Origin of the sequence: Bacillus rhizoplanae (assembly GCF_917563915.1) — a bacterium.
GTDB lineage: Bacteria > Bacillota > Bacilli > Bacillales > Bacillaceae_G > Bacillus_A > Bacillus_A rhizoplanae.
The window spans coordinates 14546-39546 of record NZ_CAKJTI010000010.1 but is presented as its reverse complement, the minus strand read 5'-3'; the positions used below and the strand labels follow the sequence as shown (position 1 = coordinate 39546).

Genomic DNA, 25001 nt, shown 5'->3' with positions numbered 1-25001 from the left:
ACCTCCAAAATTAGTATAACCAAGTCAAGCGCGGAGATATGTATGTGTTTGAAGTTCCAAACAAAACAAAAAAACGCGTATATATTCACGCGCTTTTCAATCTTATTAAGAAACCCGCGGACATACCTCTCGATAGCTCTCCACAAGCAAAAAGCCTGTGACAGTCCTGCACTTATTCAATGCAGGCCCAGCAAGAAAGCGCTGTGGATGCTTCTTGCTTCGGCAACTATTCCTTTCCGATTTGATCAGCGATGCCACACATCTCCTAAATCATACTATTAATAATTGCAACCTCTACCTCACCGAGATACGAATGAGGATTTATGTATAAAGTTAACATAACCAAGGGTAACAAATGGCTTTTTATTCGTCAATGCAAATAAACATAATCAGATTATTGTGAGAATAGAGTATGCTTAAGACAATGAAACAACTTAAGGCTTCGCATCATATAATATGTATATGAAATGAGGTATAAAGCAAAGATGCCATTAGTAAGTTTTTTTTCGTCCCTTACTGACGGCTAGTTGAACTACGGGTAGCTTTATTTCCTTAAAAATTTGGTGGAAGTTTTACTGACCATAAGTAGCGAGATAAAGAGGGATAGTGAATGGAGAGCTGGTTTAAGAGAAACTGCTTTATATGTGGGAAGGAAATTCATAGGCGCCAGAAGCCAGATGCAATAGAGGAGTTAAAAAAGCAAAATGAAGAGCTCGCAGCTTCTTTAGAACGATGTATGAGACTACTCTATGATATACAAAAGAATTTAAGTAAAAAAACAGAAAAGAGTGCATTGCCGCCTCTTTTTTCATTAGGAGATAAGATAGAAGTATTTGATGGGGAGACACGTACAGAGGGGATCTTTATTGAGTGTACAAACGAATGGTTATATTGGGTTAACGTTGATTATGATCTAACCATTAGTCATATAAAAAGTGTAAAACAGATTATAAAAAAAGAGTCTATTCAAAAAGGGATTTAAATAACTCTTTTTGAAATAGACTGTTCTTTTTGGTCCTAGGAGTTAGAACACTTTATGAGTGATTAGGAAATTTTGCGAATGCTAATCGTATTTAAGCTTGTAACGTTTATATTAGCATTGCTGTCCACCCAAATTAAGAAATTGTTGTTCTCTACGCGGATGAAAACACCTACACCATCAATTTCACGTCCAGCTGAAAAAACACGGATTTTGTCGCCTTCTACTAAGCCGTTTAACATGTGGCCCCCTCCCCTCTATCAGAAGTTAATATATATATATGAAAATGATAGAGAGTGTGTGCAAGAGAAATGTAGTGCTAGCAAACATTTTTATAAAATATAAAGGTGAATAGAAACTATTTTTTACTCACCTTTATAGATTTATATTGAATTTAGCGTTGTTATCTTCTAACGTGTCATAGATTCAAGGCTTTTACGAATACCTTGTGTGCCCATGCTAGAGTTTACTTCAATTTCGTTTACATAAGCCCTCATAAAAAATAGTGACTTGTAAGAGTAGGTATATGGTGATTGTATGAGGTTTGAAAAAAATCCCAATGAACTATTTCTAAAAGCGATTTCTGGAACATTTTTTGCTTAATAATTATTTTTCCATAAAAATGAAAAAATAATTGACAGAAAAGTCTTTAAAGTTATACAATTAAAAATGGAAAATAAAAGAAGAAGGAGGTGTGCGTGATGATTGTAATCGTATACATGACTGGCTCAGGTGTTTTACGCGGTGAAAACAATAAATATCATCACGCAACCTCTACGGACAAATAACGCTTCTTTTTAGTTGAAAAGGAAAGCGTACGTTGCGTGTGTCGTGACGTACGCTTTTATGCGTTTTTCGCATATCGTCAAAGCGACGGTATGCCTTTTTTTGTCTCTTTTTTTAGATTGTTCCTATACATTTGTATAGTTTCAATAATAAATGGAATGGAGAAAGGAAGGAATGACGATGGAAAAGTATGAGGTGCGAATGGTAAAAACGGAGACGCTGGATAGCGGATAATGAACCAATGTTTAAACAACAACAGGAAGGGAGAGGTTATATTGTTTTCTGTATTACAAAAATTAACATGGTTTTTTAAAACGCATTGGAAAAGGTATAGCATTGCCATTTGTTGTTTACTTATTGTCAATGTGGTCGAGATTATTCCGCCAAAACTAATTGGATTGGCAATTGATGATATAAAAGCCGGGGATTTAACAAATGCGGGGATTATGAATTATGTGTGGATGTTACTTGGTGCAGCAACTGTGGGTTATGTACTTTCTTATGTATGGCAATATCATTTATTCGGCGGCGCATTTGTGCTTGAAAAAACGATGCGTTCCAAATTTATGGGGCATTTGCTGAAGATGACGCCAACTTTCTATCAAAGAAATCGTACAGGTGATTTAATGGCAAGGGCAACGAATGATTTAAAGGCTATTGCCATGACAGCTGGATTTGGTATTTTAACGCTCGTTGATTCGAGTTTATATATGCTGACAATTGTGCTTATGATGGGTTTTTCGATTAGTTGGAAGTTAACATTCGCTGCTTTATTGCCGCTTCCGATTATGGCGTATGCAGTGAGTGCTTATGGAAAGAAATTACACGAGCGCTTTACAGTTGCACAAGATGTATTTGGAGATATGAACGATAAAGTGCTGGAGTCGATTGCAGGTGTACGTGTCATTCGCGCTTATGTACAGGAAACGGAAGATGAAAAGCGATTTAATACGTTAGCAACAGATGTGTATGCAAAGAATATGAAAGTCGCAAAAATTGATTCACTTTTTCAACCGACAGTGAAAATGCTTGTTGGGATGAGTTATTTAATTGGCCTTGTGTACGGAGCGTTTTTAGTATTTAAAAATGAGGTAACGATTGGGGAACTTGTATCGTTTAACGTGTACCTTGGTATGATGATTTGGCCGATGTTTGCGATTGGTGAGCTGATAAACGTTATGCAGCGCGGGAATGCTTCACTTGATCGTGTAAATGAAACGTTAGCATATAAGCAAGACGTAAAAAATGTAAAGAAACCATCGCGTGTACATCAGCCAGACTGCATTGATTTTGAAGATGTATCCTTTTCGTATCCAACATCCTCTAAATTAAATTTGAAAAACGTTTCGTTCTCGTTAAATAGAGGGGAAACACTTGGGATTGTTGGGAAAACGGGAAGTGGCAAAACAACGCTCGTTCGGCAGCTTCTTCGCCAGTATCCACTAGGAACAGGTGAAATCACTGTATCTGGTGTACCACTGCAAAATATACACATTGATAATGTATTAAGCTGGACTGGATATGTTCCGCAAGAACACATCCTTTTTTCGAAAACAGCACGGGAAAATATTTTATTTGGAAACAGAGAAGCAAGTGAAGAAGAGCTGCAAAAGGCAATTGAAATCGCTGCTTTCAAGAAAGACTTGGAATTTTTGCCGGATGGATTAGAAACACTTGTTGGAGAAAAAGGTGTATCGCTATCGGGAGGGCAAAAACAACGTATTTCGATTGCACGGGCAGTGATTCAAAATCCAGAAATTTTAATTTTAGATGATTCGTTATCAGCTGTTGATGCAAGAACGGAAGCAGCAATTATTGAAAATATTCGGAAAGAACGCAGTGGGAAAACGACGATTATTACAACGCATCGTCTGTCTGCTACGGAGCATGCTGATTGGATTCTTGTAATGGATAATGGTGAAATCATTGAAGAAGGAACGCATGACATGCTGATTCAACAGGGCGGTTGGTATACAGAGCAATTTGAAAGACAACAAGGGGAAGAAGTGGAAGGCGAGGTGAAAATATGAGCGTGGGAAAACGATTATTCCAATATGCGATGAAAGTAAAAGCAACGATTGGAGTGGCTTTAGCGATGTTATTTATTTTCGTTATTGCTGAATTAGCTGGTCCGTTTGTTGCGAAAACGATGATTGATGAACATATCGTTGGAATTGAAAAGCCTTGGCACGAAACGATAAAAGGAGACGATACTGTTTTTTATAACGGTGCTTGGTATAAGCGAAGTGATCGGTTTAAAGCAGGAGAACAGAAAGGAAAAGAAGTTCACATTGTTCAAATTGGCCGCGACTACTATTTTATTCCTAACAAAGTTTCACTTGAAGGAACGCGTTCTGTGAAGGGAAATATGATTACAATTCAGAAAGGGAAAGCGGTGCAAGTATATAAAGGGACTAAGCTTACAGGGGAGGAAATTTTCTCGTTTTATCAACCAGAAATAAAACGACTATTTTTACTCGGCAGCGGATATTTAGCTCTCTTACTTGTTGTATCCCTCTTTGCATATGGAAAACAATTTTATTTACAAAAAGCAGCGAATAAAATTATTCAAATTATGCGAGAAGATGTGTTTTCTCACATTCAAACATTGCCGATTCGTTACTTTGATCATTTGCCGGCAGGGAAAATCGTTTCTCGTGTGACAAATGATACGGAGGCGATTCGAGAGCTGTACGTAACAGTACTATCGACATTCTTTTCCAGTTTTATTTACATCATTGGTATTTTTATTGCTTTGTTCTTATTAGATGCAAAGCTTGCGCTCATGTGTTTAATCCTTATTCCGATTTTATGCGTGTGGGCTATTTTTTACCGCAAGTATGCGTCTGTGTACAATCATAAAATGCGCTCACGGTTATCGGACATTAATGGAACAGTGAATGAATCGATTCAAGGAATGCCTATTATTCAAGCGTTTCGTCAAGAGCGCGCGACAAAGCAGGAATTTGAGCAATTAAACGAAGAGTATTATATGTACCAAAATAAAATTTTAAGTTTAAATGCCGCGACTTCTCACAACTTAGTGGGGGTGCTCCGCAATATTGCGTTTACAGGTGTGATTTGGCATTTTGGCGGCGCATCATTAAGTGCAGAAGGAATGATTTCATTAGGTGTGCTATACGCGTTCGTTGATTATTTAACACGGTTATTTTCACCGATTACTAATATGGTGAATCAGTTAGCAAACTTAGAGCAAGCGCGCGTGGCTGCAGAGCGTGTGTTTGAATTGTTAGATGAAAAGGGAGAAGCAGTGCAGGAAGAGCACGTTCCGCGTTTACGAGGAAATGTTCGTTTTAATAACGTTTCGTTTTCCTATAACGGGAAGGATGAAGTTCTGCGAAACATTTCTTTTGAAGCGAAGCAAGGAGAAACGGTTGCGTTAGTTGGTCATACCGGATCAGGAAAAAGCTCGATTATGAATGTACTCTTTCAGTTTTACGAATTTCAAAAAGGGAACATCACGATTGATGGATATGATATAAAGGCCATCTCAAAACAAGCACTTCGTGAGCATATGGGAATTGTACTGCAAGATCCATTCCTATTTACAGGAACGGTTGCTTCAAATGTGAGTTTAGAGCAAGAACGAATTTCGAAGGAACAGATTGTGAAGGCGCTGCGTGATGTTGGAGCAGAACGTTTTGCAAACAACATTCAAGAAGAAGTAACTGAAAAAGGAAGTACGCTTTCAACAGGTGAGCGGCAGCTTATTTCCTTCGCACGCGCACTTGCATTTGATCCAGCGATTTTAATTTTGGATGAAGCAACATCCAGTATTGATACAGAAACAGAAGCAATGATTCAACAGGCGCTCGAAGTCGTGAAAAAAGGGCGCACCACATTTATTATTGCGCACCGGTTATCAACGATTAAAAGTGCCGATCAAATTATTGTATTGGACCGCGGAACGATCCTTGAGAAAGGTTCACATGAAGAGTTGATGGCAAAGAAAGGCCGTTATTATGAAATGTATAAAACGCAGATTGCAGGTAGTCAAAGTGCGTAACGTTCATAGAATGTTCAGAAAATTTTAAAATAAAGTTTACAAGTAGGATGTATTCTTCCTTTGTCTATATGATATTTTGAGGTAAAGTGAAACTTCCATCAGTGGGAGGGTTTCCCCACTGATGGAAAGCTCTCACCAATCGGGCGTTTACGGGCAGTTATCCCTCATCCATCGCCTTTGTTTTTCTTTGCATATAGGTTGTGGGGATTACTGCCCGCGAATAGCGGGATAAAGGGGGAATACAAATGGAGGAATTATCGGTTACATTCAACATCGCGTTCTTTTTGTTACTATGTGGAATGATTGGATATTGTGTATTAGATTCTTGAGGAACTTGCCAGGGTGGCAAGTTCTTTTTTACGTGTCCGCAAAGATATCGGCGTTATTCGCGATATATCGGAGGAAGTGATACATTTATCGGCGTTATTTGTGATATATCGGCGCTTCGACAGAATATAAAGTGAAACTTCCATCAGTGACGCTTTTCTCACTGATGGAAAGCTCTCACCAATCGGGCTTTTACGGGCAGTTTTCTTCCCAGCTCTTCTCCATTCTTTACTGCCCGTTAATGCGGAATAAAGACCTTTCGACGATGTTCGATGCAAGAGGAGTCGGGCCGCTGGAATTAGATCGTATCGAAAAGTAGAAGGAGTTGTTTTGTTTGAAAATCCTTCCTGAATAAAGTTTTATGTGTATATAATTCATGGGTTTGTTTGATTTTGTATGAAAAGGATACACTAATGTAGAACATTTTGATTGAAAAATGTTGTAAGATTGAATACAATCAATATAGTTCTTAAATTCCTATCAGAATACTTGGAGGATTGTCATCGTGAAAAAATTACTTTCATTTTTCGTGCTTGCATTATTGGTTGTGGGAGTTGTAGCGGGTTGCGGAAAACAAACAAAAGATACAGCTCAAGGCCCTAGCAAAGATGCGTTAGATCAAATTAAAAAAAGCGGAGAGCTTGTTATTGGAACAGAAGGTACATATCCGCCGTTCACATTCCATGATGAAAGTGGCAAGCTAACAGGGTTTGACGTTGAGATTGCTGAAGAAGTAGCAAAGCGTCTTGGCGTGAAACCAGTATTTAAAGAAACACAATGGGATAGCTTATTTGCTGGACTTGATGCAAAACGTTTTGACATGATTGCGAACGAAGTTGGGATTCGTGAAGATCGCGAAAAGAAATATGATTTCTCTAAGCCATATGTATCTTCTTCAGCAGTACTTGTAATTCCGAAAGATAAAGACAAACCAGCGAAATTCGAAGATGTAAAAGGCTTAAAAGCAGCACAATCTTTAACAAGTAACTTTACTGACATTGCGAAGAAAAATGGTGCAGAAATCGTTGGTGTAGAAGGCTTTAACCAAGCAGTTGAATTATTAAACTCTGGCCGCGTTGATTTCACAATTAATGATCGTTTATCTGTATTGAACTACTTAAAAACAAAACCAGATGCGAAAGTAAAAATTGTTGATACAGAAAAAGAAGCATCAAAAAGTGGACTGATGTTCCGTAAAGGCAGCGACAAACTTGTTGCTGAAGTAAATAAAGCTTTAGATGACATGAAAAAAGACGGCACTTACGACAAAATATCGAAGAAATGGTTTGGTGAAGATGTATCTAAGTAATGTTTTATTTGATGTAGATCGATTATCTGTTTGGACTGATATAACAAAAGCATCCTTCATGCCTATGCTGAAGGGTGCTATTTTCACTACAATACCGCTTGCATTGATTACATTTATAATTGGTTTAGTGTTAGCAACGTTAACAGCATTATGCCGTATTTCTGGAAATCGTCCATTAGAATGGATTGCACGCATCTATGTATCTATTATTCGCGGTACACCGCTTCTTGTTCAATTATTCATTATTTTTTATGGACTTCCGACAGTAGGGATTACAATTGACTCGTATACAGCAGCGATTATTGGTTTTTCTTTAAATGTTGGGGCATACGCTTCAGAGATTATTCGCGCTTCTATTTTGTCAATTCCGAAGGGGCAATGGGAGGCTGCATATACAATCGGTATGTCATATCCACAAGCGCTGCGCCGTGTTATTTTACCGCAGGCAGCACGCGTTTCGATTCCGCCTCTTTCCAATACATTTATTAGTTTGATTAAAGACACATCGCTGGCGTCAATGATTTTAGTAACAGAAATGTTTCGGAAAGCGCAGGAAATTGCAGCGACAAACTATGAATTCTTGGTCGTTTATACAGAAGCGGGACTGATTTATTGGGCAATTTGTTTCTTGTTATCAATTGTGCAGCAAATACTTGAAAAACGAACAGAGCGTCATGTTTTAAAATAATCCTTGCTAAAAGGAGTTTTTGTTTCTATGATTTCAATTCAACATTTACAAAAAAGTTTTGGTGATAACACCGTTTTAAAGCATATTGATATGGAAGTAGAAAAAGGTGAAGTTGTTGTTATTATCGGACCTTCTGGTTCTGGTAAGACAACATTGCTTCGTTGTCTAAACGTATTAGAAACCCCTAATAGCGGTGTAATTCGTATCGGTGATGAAACACTCGATTTTTCGAAAAAGATGACGAAGCGTGATATTGTGAAACTGCGCACCAAAACAGGTATGGTGTTTCAGCATCACAATTTATTCCCGCATTTTACAGCACTTGAAAATGTGATGGAAGGCCTTATAACGGTTAAGAAAGTTTCAAAAGAGAAGGCGAAAGAAAAAGCGGAGTATTTTCTGAGAAAAGTTGGACTCGGTGATAAAATGGATTTATATCCATTTCAGCTTTCAGGTGGACAGCAACAGCGCGTAGGTATTGCACGCGCGCTTGCGATGGAGCCGCAAGTGATTTTATTTGATGAACCGACATCAGCGCTTGATCCTGAACTTGTGCAAGAAGTGCTAAAAGTGATGAGAGAACTTGCACAGGAAGGCATGACGATGGTAATTGTCACGCATGAGATGCGTTTTGCTCATCAAATTGCGAATCGTGTTATCTTTATGGATGGCGGTGTGATTGTTGAACAAGGCACACCAGAAGAAGTGTTAGTACATCCGAAAGAAGAACGAACAAAGAGATTTTTACAAATGCTACAGTAGAAGATAGAAAGGTCTCAAGCGATGCTTGAGACCTTTTTGCCATATATATTTATTTTTGATATCCGCCAAGGCTTTGTTCAGCCATTGCTACTAAACGCTTTGTAATTTCTCCACCTACTGAACCATTTGCACGAGCTGTTGAATCAGCACCTAATGTTACTCCAAATTCAGTTGCAATCTCGTATTTCATTTGGTCAATTGCAGCAGTTGCACCAGGTACTACTAATTGATTAGAATTTTGGTTTGCCATAGTATATGTCCTCCTTAGTGTGAGTTTTGGTTGGATTAGCTGGAGTTGAACCAGAATCGCCCCATTTGGCGCTAATCCATCGTGTGGAGTGCTTGTAATCATAGTATGGATGATACGTAGAAAGATATACGAAATGATGGTTTGTAAAATTTGTAAAAATTAATAATGCCAAAAATTACAAATCCCCTATTTGCATAGAAAGAATCCGCTTTTACATACTATGAATACACCAATACAAGGAGGTGATATGACATGGCTAGAAACAATAGTCTTGCAGTTCCTGGTGCACAAGCTGCTTTAGATCAAATGAAGTATGAAATCGCAACTGAGTTTGGCGTACAACTTGGACCAGATTCAACTGCACGCGCAAACGGATCTGTTGGCGGTGAAATTACAAAACGTCTTGTATCTTATGCAGAGCAACATTTAGGTGGTTTCCAAAAATAAATCAAAATGGCTATAGGGGACGGGAATACCGTCCCTTTTTTGGAGGAATCAAAATGGCGATGTGTCCGCTTTGTAATGCATTAGAATATAAAGCTTATACTTGTCCTACTTGTACGAGTATACTCCAAGACTATGGAAAAACAGTCGATTATATTGGTCCATATAGTGCCTATATGGATCAAGAACTGCTAGAGGAAGTTGATGGATTGTCCGCGCATGATTCGCAGCAATATTGCCTTCATCTTTTATATTGTCCTACATGTGAAAAGCAAACAGAAGTAACTGTACAGCTTATATGAAAATCCGTCTCAGCAAAAAGTTGAGACGGATTTTTTGTGATGCAGAAAATTTCTATAACTTATTTATCCCGCTATTCTTGGGCAGTTATCTCTCACCTCAAGATTCAGAGAAAATCGAAGAAGAAAGGTGGGGGATGAAGAACCCCCCACTGATGGAAGTTTCACTTTACATCTTCAGCTTACAGTTCCTGTTTCTCTTTAAAAGGAAGTAATGATTGATAATAACGAAGAGGCGCTGTGTATACTTTTTCAGCAACATCGGTATTATGTCGTATAAAGGCTGTATAAGGAGGTTTTGTATCTACTTGATATAACCAAACGGCACCAGTTGCATCCATTACAATAGAGAGCTCTAATTCAAAAAGGTGAGAAAAGGTATTTTCTAAAGCTCGAGGCGTTTCTTTTGTAATAACGTGTATACTATCCTGTAATAATGTAAAGTCAATTTTTGATAGATGATGTTGCAAATTTTTAAATGCAGTAAATCTTGTTTGCTCTGTAAGAGGAAATAAGAAAGAATAAGGTGTGTTGTCTATTTGAATAACTTTTTCTTGTTCTTCCCATGTACCTTCTCTATTCTTTTGTAAAATAGAGCGAATATGAACAGGAGATGTTGAGTGAGGTGATATAGGCTGTATTGTATAATCACGTGTTTGAAGCAATGATTGTAACCAAGGTAAAAACGTATCTTTTGTTTGGAATGTTTTTGTTGGAAAGCGATTTCGTTCTAATGTAGTAACATGAAACGTGCGATTTTGATAAAAAATGTGGTACATATTTTGTTTTGAAAGTGAATGCAAGGGCTTTATAATCACATCTTTTTTTGTTTGTAATAGCTGTAACGTTGTTGTTTTACTTGCTTGTTTTATTACAGGTACATATGGTACTAGTTGTTTGTTTTTTGTAAGAATTTCATACATATTTGTTTTATTTGGAAGCTCATCATTTAAAAATAATGAATCCGGGCGACTGTGAAGCCATTTTATGATAGGAAGTGCTTTTTTAACATTTTTTTCATCTTTGTATGAGCATCGGTTGTATATGTGAGATGGAATGACGAATTGCTGCTCTACCCAATCCTGTTTATCGGTATCAAAGAGAAGTCCGTTGACAAGCTCCGTTTGCGGATCGATGCTAAAGGGAGTAAACTGTGCAACGACAATGTGATGGAAGCATGCACGCTTTGCAATTTCTGTGTAGTATTCTCGCTCGTGATGGAAACGCGATGTTAATATTCCGAGAACCATAAAAAACGCCTCCTTTTATATAGCACTAAACATGTGTTTAATTGAGTAATATTCAAAGAAATGCGTCTTATACCAATTGCTTCAAATCTAATGAGCAGTATTTTTGATAGGGGGCTAGTGTCTCGTTTGCTGGAGCATTATAGAGCAGTTATAATGAAGGATATGTATACGTGAGAAACGGAAGGTTGATATATTGTGAATATGTGGCTGAATCTGTTAACAACAACAGGACTAGGCGCGGTCATTGGAGGATATACGAACCATCTTGCAATTAAAATGTTATTTCGACCGCATCATCCAAAACATATTGGGAAATTTCGGGTGCCTTTTACGCCTGGGTTAATTCCGAAGCGACGTGATGAGTTAGCTGTACAATTAGGGAAAATGGTTGTAGATCATTTATTAACACCAGAAGGGATTGAGAAGAAGCTAACAAATGCGTCTTTTCAGCAAGAGCTCATTGATTGGGCCCAAATAGAAGTGGATAAGCTTCTGATGAATGAACAAACATTGCGAGAAGTGTTAGAGAAGCTGAATATGACGCATATAGAAGAACGAGTTACAAAGCAAATTGAAAGCATCGTCACAAATAAAATGAATTCATTATTTGAAACATATCGTGCTTATACGTGGGAACAAGCTCTTCCGCTTTCTGTTCATGAAAAGATTGAAGAAAAAATTCCGAATGCAGCTACTTTTGTTATAGAAAAAGCGATTACCTTCTTTGAAAGTCCAGAAGGAAAACAACGTCTTGCTAAAATGATTGATGATTTTTTTGCATCACGTGGCACATTATTAAATTTAGTTGGTATGTTCTTAGGTAATGTAAGTTTAGTCGATCGACTACAGCCAGAAGTTATTAAATTTTTACAACAAGATGGAACGAAGCAATTATTGTCTGATGTCATGAGAAAAGAATGGGAAAAACTGAAACAGCGTGAAGTGAATGAAGTAGAAACATTTATTTCAAAAGAATCTGTTGTGAAAAGTATTCTTTCCTTTGTGAAAGTGGAACAAACCGTATGTGCTTTATTTAATCAATCTGTTCGTGATGTGTGTGCTCCTATTCGTGAAAATGTGATAAACAATGTAATTCCGAATGCTATACGAAAGAGCTTACAGTGGGCGACGAATAATATTGCGGATATTATGCAGCGCTTGTATTTAGCTGATATTGTCCAGCAAGAAGTAGAAACTTTCCCAATTGAGCGCATAGAAGAACTTGTTTTATCTATTACAAAAAGTGAATTGAAAATGATTACGTATTTAGGTGCATTACTTGGCGGCTTAATTGGAGTTGTGCAAGGGTTATTATTAATTATCATATCATAAAGTGAATTTACTTCACATATCATACATAGTCTGATATCGTAAGAAGGGTATGTAAAGAACGAAAACATATAAACAGTGTGATATTGTATCACATTGCAAGGAGGATATATATAATGGCAAAAAACATGCATGATGTTGCTTATGAATTACAAAACGTAATTACAGAAAATCCAGATTTTCAAGCATTAAAAGTAAGTTATGCAGAAGTACAAGCAGATGCAGAGGCGAAACAACTATTTGATCGTTTCCGTATGATGCAAATGGAGCTTCAACAAAAAATGATGCAAGGTGAGCAATTAACAGAAGAAGACAATCAAAAGGCGCAAGCAGTTGTAGCATTAGTACAACAAAATGTAAAAATCACAAACTTAATGCAAGCAGAGCAACGTCTGAATGTCTTAATCGGCGATTTAAATAAAATCATCATGAAGCCGCTTGAAGACTTATATAACGCATTCATGTAATCATAAGAAAGAGGCACTTCCTTGTAAGCGAGGAAGTGCTTTTTTATTTTTTCTGTACAAGTATGAGGATGGATGGAAAATTAATATTATTTATCCCGCATTAACGGGCAGTAAGCCCCCCACCTCAAGATTCAGAGAGAAGCGAGGAAGATAGGTGGGGGATAATTGCCCGTAAAAGCCCGATTGGTGAGAGCTTTCCATCAGTGGGAGATGAAAAAACTCTTCACTGATGGAAGTTTCACTTTATAAGATGCTATTTCGAAACAAACGGATGACCTTGAAAGTAAAACCGCCACGGATAATGCACTGCTTCTTCAGCGTAATCAATATTAATGCGCGGGCCTGCTGTGATGTTATATGTATGAGACAAATGTTTGTTATAAGGAACCTCTTCAATATATAGCTCATTGCTCGTAAGTAAAAGCCCTTTTTGCTCTAATGTAATGCCTAGTGCTTTACATAGTTTTCCTGGTCCATTTGTTAAGTTTTTGAACTGTGATTTTATAATATCCGTTTTACCATATCTTGCTTGTTTCATATCTTCAATGCCTTCTACGGGCTCTAATGCCCGAATTAACACACCTTGTGGTATCCCTTCCGGTGCCGTAATAATATTAAAACAATGGTACATGCCATAAATAAGATATATATAAGCATGACCAGGAGTACTAAACATAATTTCTGTTCGTTCTGTGCGGCGACCGCCGTAGCTATGTGCTGCTTTATCATCAGGTCCTTTATATGCTTCGACTTCTACAATGATTCCGCTTCGCTTTACGCCATTAACAATGTGAACGAGTTTATGCCCAAGCAATCGTTTCGCAACGTCTAATGTATCGCCTTCATACCAAGAAAGTGGCCATTTCATTTAGCAAATTCCTTTCGTAAGACTTTAAATGAGTAAAGCAGCATCCTTTCGTATGGATGCTGCTTAAAATGAATTGTTTTATAAATCAATCATGTAATTCTTGCAGCATACCATGAATGAGAGAAATAAGGTCTTGCTTTGTTTGTTCATCTGTGACTGTAGCATCATTATTAAATTTAGTTCCAACAGATGGAATGAGAACCGATCCATTTTGAACAATAGTAACATCCAACATACCTAGTGTAAGTAGTAAAGATTCATGTGCCTTGTCTCCGCCGGTAATTGATGAAGAAGCTGTTATAACAGCCACTGGTTTTTTGTAAAGTTCAGCTGATGAGACAAGCCATTCTAATGCATTTTTCAAGACTCCTGGTACACCTTTTGCATACTCTGGTGTGCAGATAATGAGTGCATGCGCTTTAGCTAGTGTCTTTCGAAAATCTTCAACAACAGTTGGTGCCTGAATGCGATCAATATCTGGATTAAAATGAGGAAGTTCTTGTATTCCGTTATAAATATTATAATCAATATTTTCGGGAATAAACGCTGCTAAAGTTTTTAATATATTGGTATTGGAGGAACCTTCTCGAATGCTTCCGGAAATAGCTACTATCCTTTTGCAGTTACCCATATAATCACCTCTACAAACAGAATACATTCTTAACTAGAAAGAAATCAAAAATATTGAACGATTTTATTGTAAACGTATGATCTAAATTTGCATTCGTTCTAATTAGCATCATCTTTTCATAAATTAATGATAGAACGCTACAGCTAAGAAGAGGAGGTACTTCATCATGATTTATCGTTTACTAGCTCTTAATATAGATGGAACACTCTTACTTCCAAATGGGAAATTACAAAAAGGAACGCGTGAAGCGATTGAATTTGTGAAGAGAAAAGGTGTATATGTTACGCTATTTACGAATCGGAATTTTCAATCCGCTCATAAAATAGCAAAATCATTAAAATTAAATTCTATATTAGTGACGCATGGCGGTGCATTTATTTCATCTTCATTAGATAAACCGTTAATTCAAAAACGATTATCAGAAGAAGTGACATTTAATATTGTACAGGTGCTTGAACATTTTGAATGTAACATTCGCATTTCTCATGAAAGATTTTCGATTGGAAATCGGCAGCAGCATACGCCAAATTTAATTGCACGAACAGTCTTATCAACTTCTGATCCGTTATTTTACCCGGTTCAATTTGTAGATTCACTCGGTGATGCACTTCGCGATCAACCGGTAGCTGCACCGAAAATTGATGTTACATTTGCGACTCAAAGTGAAAAGAAGCGTGCGCTCACAACCTTACAAAAGGCATTTGAAAATGTCAATTTTGTAGAATGCGGGAAAGAACAAATCGAAATATTACCGCCTCATGTATCGAAATTACGCGGGTTGCAATTATTGGGAGAGCATCTTGACATTGAATTAAAAGAAATGGTAGCAATTGGAGATAGCATGGAAGATTTAGATGTTATCGAAAGCGTTGGATTAGGGGTAGCGATGGGGAATGCTCCGATTGTTTTAAAGAAAGCAGCCGATTGGATTACACGCTCAAATAATGAAAACGGTGTGCAATATATGATTAAAGAACATTTTCGAAAGCAGTTTCCAATTAAGTTTTTGAACAATCATATACAAATGAAGAGATGGTAAGTAAAAACCTCAGGCGAATACCTGAGGTTTTTCTATAATATATCGCCCGTTAGTCAGAATATATCGGCGCAATTTCGGATATATCGCCCGCTCAGCAGAATATATCGGCGCAATTTCGGATATATCGCCCGCTCAGCAGAATATATCGGCGCAATTTCAGATATATCGACCGTTCGACACGATATATCGACCAATCTACAACATTCGACAGGAATGTATCTCAGAACAAAAGGTGACTTGCACTCGTAGTATTGCACGTGGCAGGAAAAGGGGCTGACTGCTTCTAGGCGTGACCAGATGCTCTCGTCCACCTAAAAAGAAAGGTTTTTCAATTTGTATTCATCTACTTAAAATGTTCCTAAAAATTAGAAGTCTCATCCGTAATAGTTCTTTGTTGACCTCATATCAGCCTTCAAGTAAACTAAAGGAAGTTTGAAAATAGAAAAGGTGATGATTGTTGTTAATTTCAATTAAAACGTTACAAGATGATCGTTTTTTACGTCCGCTGCAAAATATTAGCGGCTTATTTTTTGAAGAGAGTACGGTAGCATTTGAAAAAGAAGATGCAAATATCATTGTTGATATAAATATAGAAGGAAATGTGACAGCTTCTGCTCGTTTAACGGAAATCGCGACAGGAAACGTGTATGAAGAAACGTTTTCCAAAGATTTATCGTCCTTTACGGAAGAAAAAGAACGTATGAAGCAAGTGAAGCATGTCGTGTCTTATGTATATCTGTCTGTTCTCCAGCAGTTAACAGGTGTGGAGCAAAAGTGGGGAATCTTAACAGGTGTGCGCCCAACGAAGCTTCTTCATAAAATGTTGCAAAGCGGTATGACAAAAGAGGAAGCACATAGCGAACTTCGTGAAAGTTATTTAATTCATGATGAGAAAATTGAGCTTATGCAGCGTATTGTTGATTGCCAACTTGCTGTTGTGCCAGATTTATATCGTTTAAAAGAAGAAGTAAGTATTTATATTGGGATTCCGTTTTGTCCAACAAAATGTGCATACTGTACATTCCCAGCTTATGCGATTAATGGACGCCAAGGATCTGTCGATTCATTCTTAGGCGGCTTACATTATGAAGTTCGTGAAATCGGTAAGTTTTTAAAAGAGAAAGGCGTGAAAGTAACGACGATTTACTATGGCGGCGGTACGCCAACAAGTATTACAGCAGAAGAAATGGACATGCTGTATGAAGAAATGTATGAGTCGTTCCCAGATGTCAAACAAGTTCGTGAAGTAACGGTAGAAGCAGGACGTCCAGATACAATTACACCAGAGAAGCTAGAGGTGTTAAATAAATGGAATATCGACCGAATTAGTATTAATCCGCAGTCATACCATCAAGAAACACTAAAAGCAATTGGACGTCATCATACAGTAGAAGAAACAATTGAAAAGTACCATCTTGCTCGCGAAATGGGTATGAACAATATTAATATGGATCTAATTATCGGTCTTCCAGGTGAAGGATTAGATATCTTTAAGCATACACTAGCAGAAACAGAAAAGCTTATGCCAGAATCGTTAACAGTGCATACATTATCCTTTAAGCGTGCTTCTGAAATGACGCAAAATAAGCGTAAATATAAAGTGGCAGGCCGTGAAGAAATTACAGCGATGATGCATGAAGCAGAAGAGTGGACGAAAGAGCATAATTACGTACCGTATTATTTATATCGTCAAAAGAATATTTTAGGTAACTTAGAGAACGTTGGTTATGCAATGCCAAGTCAAGAAAGCATTTATAACATTGTTATTATGGAAGAAGTGCAGTCTATTATCGGTCTTGGCTGCGGTGCATCGAGTAAATTTGTTCATCCAAAGACAGGTGCTATTACACACTTTGCCAACCCAAAAGATCCAAAATCGTATAATGATGGTTATGTGAAGTATACAGAAGATAAACTTAAAATTTTACAAGAGTTATTCGGATAAGAAGCTGCCAGTTTGGCAGTTTCTTTTTTTATCCCGCATTAACGGGCAGTAAGACCCACACCCCAAGATTGAGAGAGAATCGAAGAAGAAAGGTGGGGGATAACTGCCCGTAAAAGTCCGATTGGTTCAACTAACCATCAGTGGGGGATGAAGAAAGCCCCCACTGATGGAAGTTTCACTTTATGTAAAACGCTGTCGAGAATAATCAGAAAAAAAAAGTAAAAATTAGCAGGAGATGTCTAATTGTGAACGAAATCATAAAATTATGAAAACTTTAAGGGGGAAAATGCGACATGTATATGACTATTGGCAGAATTTTTGATCTAGCTGTGCAAAAATATCCACAAAAAGAAGCGTTAGTAGAACCTGCAAAAAACATTCGCTGGACATATAAACAGTGGGATAAGATGGTAAATAAAACTGCACATGCACTACTTGCAGAAGGAGTACGAAAAGGGGACAGAGTTTCTGTTTACTTATATAATTCACATGAATTTGTAACGGTTTACTTAGCTTGTACGAAGATTGGTGCCATCTTTAATCCGATTAACTTCCGTTTAAAAGCAAAAGAAGTTTCCTACATATTGCAAGATGCTTCCTCTAAAGTTTTTGTGTTTGAAAAAGAAGTTGAATCAACAATTTCTATGATTGAACGTGATTTTCCGCATACTTCGTTTTGGTACGTTGAAGATGATGTGCCGTCTTATGCCGTTTCTTATCATGAAAAAGTAAACGAAGCAAAGGCAGAACCAATCGACATTGAAGTTGATGAAATGGACTATTGCTCTATGTTATATACGAGCGGTACGACTGGGAATCCAAAAGGAGTGCTGCATCGTCACCGGGACATGGCAGAGCATAGTATGATTTGTACGTATTATATAAAATATACACGTGATAGCGTCGGATTAATTGTAGCACCGCTATATCACTGCGGTGAATTAAACGCTGGTTTTCTGCCGCGTATTCAAGTTGGCGGGAAAAATGTTATTTTACATCATTTTGATACGAAAACAGTGTTAGAAACAATTCAAGAAGAAAAGATTACAACGTTCTTTGCAGCGCCGACAATGTGGAACATGCTGCTGCAAGAAGATTTAACAAAATATGATTTAACTTCGATGAAGATAGGGGTTTACGGCGGAGCGGCAATGGCGCCAGCGCTTGTGAAAGAATGTAAAGAACGTCTTTATATTGATCTTGTACAAATTTACGGGATGACAGAGTTTGGGCCTGTTGTAGCGTTTCTTGTAGAAGAAGATCAAATTACAAAAGCAGGATCAGCAGGGACACCTTGCTTTAGCCATGAAGTGCGCATCGTGAAGTCAAATGAAGATGAACCAGCAGAACCAGACGATGTACTTCCGCCTTACGAAGTTGGAGAAATCATTGTACGCGGGACAAGTATGATGGCTGGATATTATAACCGCGAAGAAGCAACCAAAAAAGTAATGTATAAAGGTTGGTATCACTCCGGTGATCTTGGCTATTTTGATAAAGATGGTTATTTATACGTGGCAGATCGTGTTGACGATATGGTGATCAGCGGCGGCGTGAACATTTACCCGCGTGAAATTGAAGACTTCCTGCATAGCCATGATGGTATTTTAGATGTTGCTGTACTTGGAGAACCAGATGAATTATGGGGCGAGCGCGTAGTAGCGGTAGTTGTGAAGAAAGATGAATCATTAACAGAAAAGGAATTAGACCGTTATTGTAAGGAAAGTGATGAATTAGCTGATTATAAACGTCCTCGTCATTACGTATTTGCGAAAGAACTTCCGCGTAATGCGAGCGGGAAATTGCAGAAGTTTGTGTTGCGCGAATCTTTGAAGGAAGCGACGAAATAGTATAAAGTGAAACTTCCATTAGTGGGAGGCTTCATCGCCTACTAATGGAAAGCCCTCATCAATCGGGCTCTTACTGCCCCAAAAAGCACAGTTTAATTTTGAAACTGTGCTTTTACTGTTGATTTTGTTATAATAAACACATAATTTTGAAAATGTGAATATTCTTACTTTGTAGTAATATTTCCGTTTTGTGTTGACTGGAATTGAATTTGAATTGTTATTTCATTCATAGGAGGGATTTTTTTATGTCTATGTTTAAAAGATTGCGCGATTTAACGATGTCAAATGTATATGCATTGATTGAAAAGGCTGAAGATCCAATTAAGATGACAGATCAATATTTACGTGATATGCAAGAAGATGTAGAGGAAGCGGAGAAGAGTGTAGCTGCTCAAATCGCACTTGAGAAAAAGTTCAAATTATTATACGAAGAACAATCTACACTCGTAACGAAGCGCGAGGAGCAAGCGCATATGGCAGTACAGGCAAACAACATCGATCTTGCGCGCCGTGCTTTAGAGGAAAAGAAAAATGCAGAACAAAAAATGAATGAGTATAAAACGAGTTATGAACAAAATAAACTAGCGGCTGATAATCTTCGTGCAAAATTAGAAGAGATGCGTAAGCAATTGACGGAATTAAAGAACAAACGTGAAACGCTTGTTGCAAGAGTGAACGCAGCGAATGCGCAAAAGAATATTAATAAGGCGATGTCTGGATTTGATTCCAATACAGCAAAAGCAGGTTTAAGCCGTATGGAGGAAAAAGCTCTTCAACTAGAAGCGGAAGCAGAAGCAAGCGGTGAAATATACAAAAAAGAAAAGTCGTTAGATGAAGAGTTTGCGAATATGAATAGAGATAAGCAGGTAGAAGATGAGTTAGCTCGTATTATGAAGCAGTACGAGAAATAATTGGTTTAAAAGACATTATAGAAAATTTATTTGAAGAACCGACATGTCGTAAGGAGTGGATAATGTCGGTTTTCTATTTTTACTTAAAATAGTTAAGGAGGATTTGTAATGACATGGATGAATATTGCGGCAATGTTTGTATGGACGCTGTCAAGTGCTGTTCTTTTGTTTGTACTCATGTGGATAGATTCTATTTTTACTAAATATAAAGATTTAGCCGAGATAAAAAAAGGAAATATTGCTGTAACGACTCGTTTTGTCATGAAACTTTTTGCACAAGGATATATTTTGTCACAGTCGATTTTGAAATCAAACGATTTATGGCAAGCTTTGTTGGCCTCTGTTGTTTCTTTTGTTATTTTATTTATTTTAGAAAGATTAGTAGAATTCATTTTGAAGAAGATAGCTGGCTTAGACTTAGAAGATGGGACTGTGCAAGGAAAAGTTGCTCATGCGCTTTTAGCAGGTTCATTGCATATCGTTGGTGCCCTCATTTTAGCAGCGTGTCTTTAAAAATCAGAAGCGGAGGGGATAGCTCTTGAGTTTATTTAAACGTATTAAAAATATATTGAAAAGTCCTGAACCTGTTAAGCCTGAGAAAAGTGTACTTTCTTTAGAGCCTGGGGATATTCTTGAGGTGTCTTTGGTCACTTATGAAATTATAGGAAAAACACGTATGCATGAACGAAACGAGATTTTCTTAACATTGCAGGACGGAAATACAATTCGTTATTTAAAGGTTGAAAATCGCGAAAAGGTCTATTATGAATTATATACACCAATTGATGGGCGATTAGATTCTTTCAACGAAATTCCTACTACAATTGAAATGGATGATTTAGAGTATTATATGGAAGAACAATATTCTTGCCGGGCATCCATCACTGGAAAAACACCGTTTGCAGTATCTGGTGAACAACATGTTTGGGAGTTTCAATCTGACAACCGTAAATTGCTCAGAATTGAATGGCAAGAAGGGCGCACAATGATGTACGAAGGAGAAACAATTCTTACGGCAGATGTACAAATCATACGGGCGACGTAAGGGGGTGCGATCATGTTAAAACGACTGTTTACCATGATGAAAGCATCCATCGGATTTACCATTGCTGCTTCTATTGTATTCGTAATCGCTCTTTTTACCTTATCGGGTTGCGATAATGACAACAAGGTTAAAGATCTTTATCCATTAGAATCAGTTCTAAGAGAAGGAAATCAGGAATCGTTTGTATATAGGGCCGTGAATGAATCTGTTCCTGACATAGCAAAAAAACTGGCCGATCAAAAAAAGCCAGAGCAAATGTCTAAAGAAGATGATAACCAAATGTTTCTTGTATATCCTGATGAGTGGTACAACATTCAGAAGGATAAGGAGAAACCATCCGATACATTAATTGAAGTAAGTAATGAGGAATTTGTTCGCCAAAATTATCAACCGTCTTTTTTAGAAGGTTATATTGTGGGAAGTATAGTTAGCAATTTATTTGATTCTCATAAATCATATAAAGGGGATTACCGCGGGTATACAACTCGGAAAACATATAAACCAGTAATCGACTATCGTCCGCCTACTGCTCAAGAGAAAAAAACGATGCCGCCACTAACAAAACAAGGTACTGGCTCTATCATTAAGAGAAGTGACAAAGTAAATAATTCCGGTACATCTGTGGGAAGCGAAGGCAGCGTTATGAAAAAACAAAATCAAACTGTCCCACCGTCTGAGCAGAATAAAGGAAAAATCATTAAATCACCTGATAAACCAAGTGGATCAGACGTTAAACCAAAGTCATCTATCACTACTCCTCCAAAAAACACATCTCCTCCGAAAACGAGAGTTGGAGGTTCTGGGAAAATTACGAAGAGACGGTAAAGTAAAACTTCCATCAAGTGGGGGGCTTCATCCCCCACCTATCTTTTTCGCTTCTCTCTCAATCTTGAAGTGGGGGGGTACTGCCCGTTAATGCGGGATAAATGAGAAATATGATAAAACACACACCCATTAGCTATGGCGTTGTGTGTTTTTTTGTAATGTGCACTTATGATAGAATGTTGAAAGTGCTAGCATATGTGAATTGCAAATAAGAAAGGAACTTTGCATGAGAATTAATAAATTCATCAGTGAAACGGGTTATTATTCAAGAAGAGAAACGAATCGCCTTATTGATGCAAAGCGAATTACCGTTAATGGAGAGATTTGTGAGCCAGGACAAGAGGTAGAGCCTGGTGACATTGTACTTGTTGATGGGAAGCCAATTCCAACTAAGATACATCCTATTTATATTGCTTTAAACAAACCTGTAGGTATTACTTGTACAGCGGCGAAGGATATAGAAGGAAATATTATCGATTTTGTTAATTATCCAGAGCGTATTTTTCCGATTGGCCGCTTAGATAAAGCATCGCAAGGATTAATTTTAATGACGAATGACGGTGATATCGTAAATAAAATGATGCGCTCTGAATATGGTCATGAAAAAGAGTATATTGTAACGGTGGATAAGCCATTTGATGATGCTTTCTTAGAAGGTATGGCCGGTGGTGTAACGATTCGTGATGGGAAAACAAATCCGTGTAACATATATCGCATAAGCGAGTGTGTATTCCGCATTATTCTGACACAAGGAATGAACCGTCAAATTCGCCGTATGTGCCGAGCGTTCGGATATACAGTCACCCAATTAGAACGCATTCGGATTATGAATATCGTAGTAGACGGCATTGAGACGGGAGAGTGGCGCGAGCTTACTGAGGAAGAGTTGAGTGAGCTTCTTGCATTGCTAGGATAAATAAAAAAGACGCTCTTCCTACTCGGAAAGAGCGTCTTTTTTATTTACGTGTAAATCCTTCTTCATCAAGGTATTGTGCCGCTTCTTTGTAAGAGTTGAATGTGCCGTCTAAATTAAGTCCAGCATATACGTTCCACATATCTTCATCTTCGTTTATAAGAGTTAGTACGTGATTTTCTTCGTTGATCCATTCTTCCTCTTGGAAATCTTCAGCAAGTGTAACTTCTTCTACTGGTTCTTGTGAAAGGGCATCCATTGATTTTTCAAGTAATGAGCGAAGTTCTTCCGCTGAAAAATCACGGATGTTAACCATCCCTTTATCGTTCGTTTTGTAGCCTTTCAGATGCCCGGCATATACGAAGCCATTTCCATTTGGGTGTAAATGGTACACAACGTTTTTTTTGTCTAGGCGACTTTCTTCATAATGAAAATTAATTCGCCCAAGTGATACGTTTTTTCTTTCTAGCTCTGGGAATGATTCAATAATCGTTAATTTTTCTTCAAAAGTTAGCATAGGGTCCTCCATGATTGTAATGAATGTAATGGTTCATTATACCACGAAAGAATATGAATAGAGAAAGTTACTGAATTTGTTAATGTAGATATCGGCTTTGGCAGGTTGTGTGTTACATTTCCGCGTTTTAAAAGCTTGTTTCTTGTCAGAAGAGTTATTAGCACGAGATGTGTTTCTGCTATCTTATATAGTATTGTTGTAATTTGAGACGAAATTTATGTTAATTTGACGGAAAATTAAGAAAAAAGAAGGTTTTTGAAAACCCTTTCTGTAATTATATAAGGATAACAGATTAGAGAAGGAGAGGGAATGTATGACAGTTTCAAGCAAGGCAGAATCAGTAATTGTAAAATATGAAGGGCGGATTGCGACGATTATGTTAAATCGTCCGCAAGTGTTAAATGCGTTAGATGAGCAGACGTTAAAAGAACTATTACAAAAGTTAAAAGAAGTGGCTGCAAGCTCTGTGCATATCGTTGTGCTATGCGGAAACGGCCGTGGTTTTTCTGCGGGCGGCGATATTAAGTCGATGTTATCAAGCGGAGATGAAAGTGCATTTGAAGGCATTATGAATACCATTTCCGAAATTATTGTGGCGCTTTACACAATGCCAAAGCTTGTTATTAGTGCGATTCATGGCCCGACGGCAGGCCTTGGACTCAGCATTGCATTAACAGCTGATTACGTAATGGCTGATATTTCATCCATTATTGCGATGAACTTTATTGGAATCGCTTTAATTCCAGATGGTGGTGGACATTTCTTCTTACAAAAGCGCCTTGGAGAGCATGTGGCAAAAGAAATCATTTGGGAAGGAAAGAAATTATCAGCAACGGAAGCACTTGAAATCGGCATGATTGATGAGGTGATCGGTGAGAACTTCCAAGATGCTGTAAAACAAAAAATCAATGAATGGCTGCAAAAACCAATTGGCGCAATGATTCAAACGAAGCAAATATTAGCCGAAGTGAATCGTTCCTCGTTAGAACAAACACTTCAGCTTGAAAAACGCGGCCAATATGCAATGAGAAAAACAGCGGATCATAAAGAGGGCATTACAGCATTTTTAGAGAAACGTGTCCCGGTTTTTAAAGGAGAATAAAAGTTTTACAGAATACGAAAGTGTTAACACATTTTTTTAGTATAATGGTGTTAGCACTTTTTTTGTTGAATAATAGAAGGAGCTATAGAAAAAAATGGAGGTGTTCTCATGTCAGTTTATAATAAAGTAGTACGCGACCGTGTACCGGAAATGATTTTAATGTCTGGTAAAACATATTCATCAAAAAAATTAAGCAAACAAGAATACATACAAGAATTATCGAAAATTGGAATAGAAGAAATGCGTGAATTTGCATCTATGCAGGATCGTGACCATGCATTAGATTCTTTAGCCGATGCCTTAGAAGTTATTAAAGCAATGGCACAAGCAGAAGGCGTAACGTTAGAGGATATTGAGCGCATTCGTAAAGAGAAAGAAGCAGAGCGCGGCGGATTTGAAAAAGGTGTATATTTAGTAGAAGTGAGTGAAGAGTAAAAG

26 protein-coding genes and 1 riboswitch are annotated in these 25001 nt (G+C 37.6%); of the genes, 20 read left to right on the top strand and 6 right to left on the bottom strand.

What is annotated here, in order from left to right:
* Positions 1-125 precede the first annotated feature (125 nt).
* Positions 126-305: riboswitch (Lysine riboswitch) on the bottom strand.
* Positions 306-610: 305 nt separating this feature from the next.
* Positions 611-982 (top strand): hypothetical protein, encoded by a 372-nt coding sequence (locus LRP84_RS11760; RefSeq protein ID WP_230575254.1) that lies wholly within the window; start codon positions 611-613, stop codon positions 980-982.
* A gap of 62 nt (positions 983-1044) precedes the next feature.
* On the opposite strand, the gene LRP84_RS11755 is transcribed toward LRP84_RS11760, so the two are convergent.
* Positions 1045-1221, bottom strand: a complete 177-nt coding sequence (locus LRP84_RS11755) for a hypothetical protein (RefSeq protein WP_230575253.1) — start codon at positions 1219-1221, stop codon at positions 1045-1047.
* 819 nt (positions 1222-2040) lie between these two features.
* On the opposite strand from LRP84_RS11755, the gene LRP84_RS11750 reads away from it, so the two are divergent.
* The 5 genes from LRP84_RS11750 (at position 2041) to LRP84_RS11730 (ending at position 8878) form a co-directional block, all read left to right on the top strand.
* Positions 2041-3795, top strand: a complete 1755-nt coding sequence (locus LRP84_RS11750) for an ABC transporter ATP-binding protein (RefSeq protein WP_230575252.1) — start codon at positions 2041-2043, stop codon at positions 3793-3795.
* Entirely contained in the window at positions 3792-5792 is a 2001-nt protein-coding gene (locus LRP84_RS11745) for an ABC transporter ATP-binding protein (RefSeq protein WP_230575251.1), read from the top strand. The genes LRP84_RS11750 and LRP84_RS11745 overlap by 4 nt, the downstream gene beginning before the upstream one ends.
* An 832-nt stretch (positions 5793-6624) precedes the next feature.
* Positions 6625-7428 (top strand): amino acid ABC transporter substrate-binding protein, encoded by an 804-nt coding sequence (locus tag LRP84_RS11740; protein WP_230575250.1) that lies wholly within the window; start codon positions 6625-6627, stop codon positions 7426-7428.
* Entirely contained in the window at positions 7415-8116 is a 702-nt protein-coding gene (locus LRP84_RS11735) for an amino acid ABC transporter permease (RefSeq protein WP_230575334.1), read from the top strand. The genes LRP84_RS11740 and LRP84_RS11735 overlap by 14 nt, the downstream gene beginning before the upstream one ends.
* 27 nt (positions 8117-8143) lie before the next feature.
* Positions 8144-8878: an amino acid ABC transporter ATP-binding protein gene (locus LRP84_RS11730; protein ID WP_230575249.1), complete on the top strand. Its 735-nt coding sequence runs from the start codon at positions 8144-8146 to the stop codon at positions 8876-8878.
* A gap of 49 nt (positions 8879-8927) precedes the next feature.
* Here LRP84_RS11730 and LRP84_RS11725 read toward each other — a convergent pair whose 3' ends face one another.
* Positions 8928-9128, bottom strand: coding sequence for an alpha/beta-type small acid-soluble spore protein (locus LRP84_RS11725; RefSeq protein WP_230575248.1), 201 nt, complete (start codon positions 9126-9128; stop codon positions 8928-8930).
* 252 nt (positions 9129-9380) lie between these two features.
* On the opposite strand from LRP84_RS11725, the gene LRP84_RS11720 reads away from it, so the two are divergent.
* Together LRP84_RS11720 and LRP84_RS11715 are read left to right on the top strand one after the other, a co-directional pair.
* Entirely contained in the window at positions 9381-9575 is a 195-nt protein-coding gene (locus tag LRP84_RS11720; RefSeq protein ID WP_230575247.1) for an alpha/beta-type small acid-soluble spore protein, read from the top strand.
* Between the two features lie 53 nt (positions 9576-9628).
* Positions 9629-9874 (top strand): hypothetical protein, encoded by a 246-nt coding sequence (locus LRP84_RS11715; RefSeq protein ID WP_230575246.1) that lies wholly within the window; start codon positions 9629-9631, stop codon positions 9872-9874.
* Positions 9875-10053: 179 nt separating this feature from the next.
* On the opposite strand, the gene LRP84_RS11710 is transcribed toward LRP84_RS11715, so the two are convergent.
* Entirely contained in the window at positions 10054-11121 is a 1068-nt protein-coding gene (locus LRP84_RS11710; RefSeq protein ID WP_230575245.1) for a YheC/YheD family protein, read from the bottom strand.
* A gap of 201 nt (positions 11122-11322) precedes the next feature.
* On the opposite strand from LRP84_RS11710, the gene LRP84_RS11705 reads away from it, so the two are divergent.
* The gene (locus LRP84_RS11705) at positions 11323-12453 is read left to right on the top strand and encodes a DUF445 domain-containing protein (protein ID WP_230575333.1); all 1131 of its coding nucleotides are present in this window, start codon (positions 11323-11325) and stop codon (positions 12451-12453) included.
* A 113-nt stretch (positions 12454-12566) separates the two neighbouring features.
* Positions 12567-12917: a YlbF/YmcA family competence regulator gene (locus tag LRP84_RS11700; protein WP_230575244.1), complete on the top strand. Its 351-nt coding sequence runs from the start codon at positions 12567-12569 to the stop codon at positions 12915-12917.
* Between the two features lie 253 nt (positions 12918-13170).
* Here the strand turns inward: LRP84_RS11700 and LRP84_RS11695 are convergent, their stop codons facing one another.
* Together LRP84_RS11695 and LRP84_RS11690 are read right to left on the bottom strand one after the other, a co-directional pair.
* On the bottom strand, positions 13171-13785 hold the full coding sequence (locus LRP84_RS11695; protein ID WP_230575243.1) for a DNA-3-methyladenine glycosylase: 615 nt from the start codon (positions 13783-13785) through the stop codon (positions 13171-13173).
* 85 nt (positions 13786-13870) lie between these two features.
* Entirely contained in the window at positions 13871-14416 is a 546-nt protein-coding gene (locus tag LRP84_RS11690) for an NADPH-dependent FMN reductase (RefSeq protein WP_230575242.1), read from the bottom strand.
* A 166-nt stretch (positions 14417-14582) separates the two neighbouring features.
* Between LRP84_RS11690 and LRP84_RS11685 the strand changes: the two genes are divergently transcribed.
* From LRP84_RS11685 to LRP84_RS11650, 8 genes are all read left to right on the top strand, one after another.
* Positions 14583-15455: a Cof-type HAD-IIB family hydrolase gene (locus LRP84_RS11685; protein ID WP_230575241.1), complete on the top strand. Its 873-nt coding sequence runs from the start codon at positions 14583-14585 to the stop codon at positions 15453-15455.
* Between the two features lie 454 nt (positions 15456-15909).
* A complete protein-coding gene (locus tag LRP84_RS11680; protein WP_230575240.1) occupies positions 15910-17400 on the top strand; it encodes a coproporphyrinogen III oxidase in 1491 nt (496 codons plus the stop codon).
* A gap of 293 nt (positions 17401-17693) precedes the next feature.
* Positions 17694-19250: a fatty acid--CoA ligase gene (locus LRP84_RS11675; protein ID WP_230575239.1), complete on the top strand. Its 1557-nt coding sequence runs from the start codon at positions 17694-17696 to the stop codon at positions 19248-19250.
* A 245-nt stretch (positions 19251-19495) separates the two neighbouring features.
* Positions 19496-20161, top strand: coding sequence for a PspA/IM30 family protein (locus LRP84_RS11670; RefSeq protein WP_230575238.1), 666 nt, complete (start codon positions 19496-19498; stop codon positions 20159-20161).
* Positions 20162-20269: 108 nt separating this feature from the next.
* Complete coding sequence (locus tag LRP84_RS11665) at positions 20270-20674, top strand: DUF350 domain-containing protein (protein WP_230575237.1); 405 nt, start codon at positions 20270-20272, stop codon at positions 20672-20674.
* A gap of 25 nt (positions 20675-20699) precedes the next feature.
* The gene (locus LRP84_RS11660) at positions 20700-21206 is read left to right on the top strand and encodes a DUF4178 domain-containing protein (RefSeq protein ID WP_230575236.1); all 507 of its coding nucleotides are present in this window, start codon (positions 20700-20702) and stop codon (positions 21204-21206) included.
* A 12-nt stretch (positions 21207-21218) separates the two neighbouring features.
* Positions 21219-22031, top strand: coding sequence for a DUF4247 domain-containing protein (locus tag LRP84_RS11655; protein ID WP_230575235.1), 813 nt, complete (start codon positions 21219-21221; stop codon positions 22029-22031).
* Positions 22032-22257: 226 nt separating this feature from the next.
* A complete protein-coding gene (locus tag LRP84_RS11650) occupies positions 22258-22947 on the top strand; it encodes a pseudouridine synthase (RefSeq protein ID WP_230575234.1) in 690 nt (229 codons plus the stop codon).
* Between the two features lie 40 nt (positions 22948-22987).
* Here LRP84_RS11650 and LRP84_RS11645 read toward each other — a convergent pair whose 3' ends face one another.
* The gene (locus LRP84_RS11645) at positions 22988-23461 is read right to left on the bottom strand and encodes a hypothetical protein (RefSeq protein ID WP_230575233.1); all 474 of its coding nucleotides are present in this window, start codon (positions 23459-23461) and stop codon (positions 22988-22990) included.
* Positions 23462-23774: 313 nt separating this feature from the next.
* On the opposite strand from LRP84_RS11645, the gene LRP84_RS11640 reads away from it, so the two are divergent.
* Both LRP84_RS11640 and LRP84_RS11635 read left to right on the top strand, forming a co-directional pair.
* Positions 23775-24563, top strand: a complete 789-nt coding sequence (locus tag LRP84_RS11640; protein ID WP_230575232.1) for an enoyl-CoA hydratase — start codon at positions 23775-23777, stop codon at positions 24561-24563.
* A gap of 108 nt (positions 24564-24671) precedes the next feature.
* A complete protein-coding gene (locus LRP84_RS11635) occupies positions 24672-24998 on the top strand; it encodes a nucleoside triphosphate pyrophosphohydrolase (protein ID WP_230575231.1) in 327 nt (108 codons plus the stop codon).
* Positions 24999-25001 lie beyond the last annotated feature (3 nt).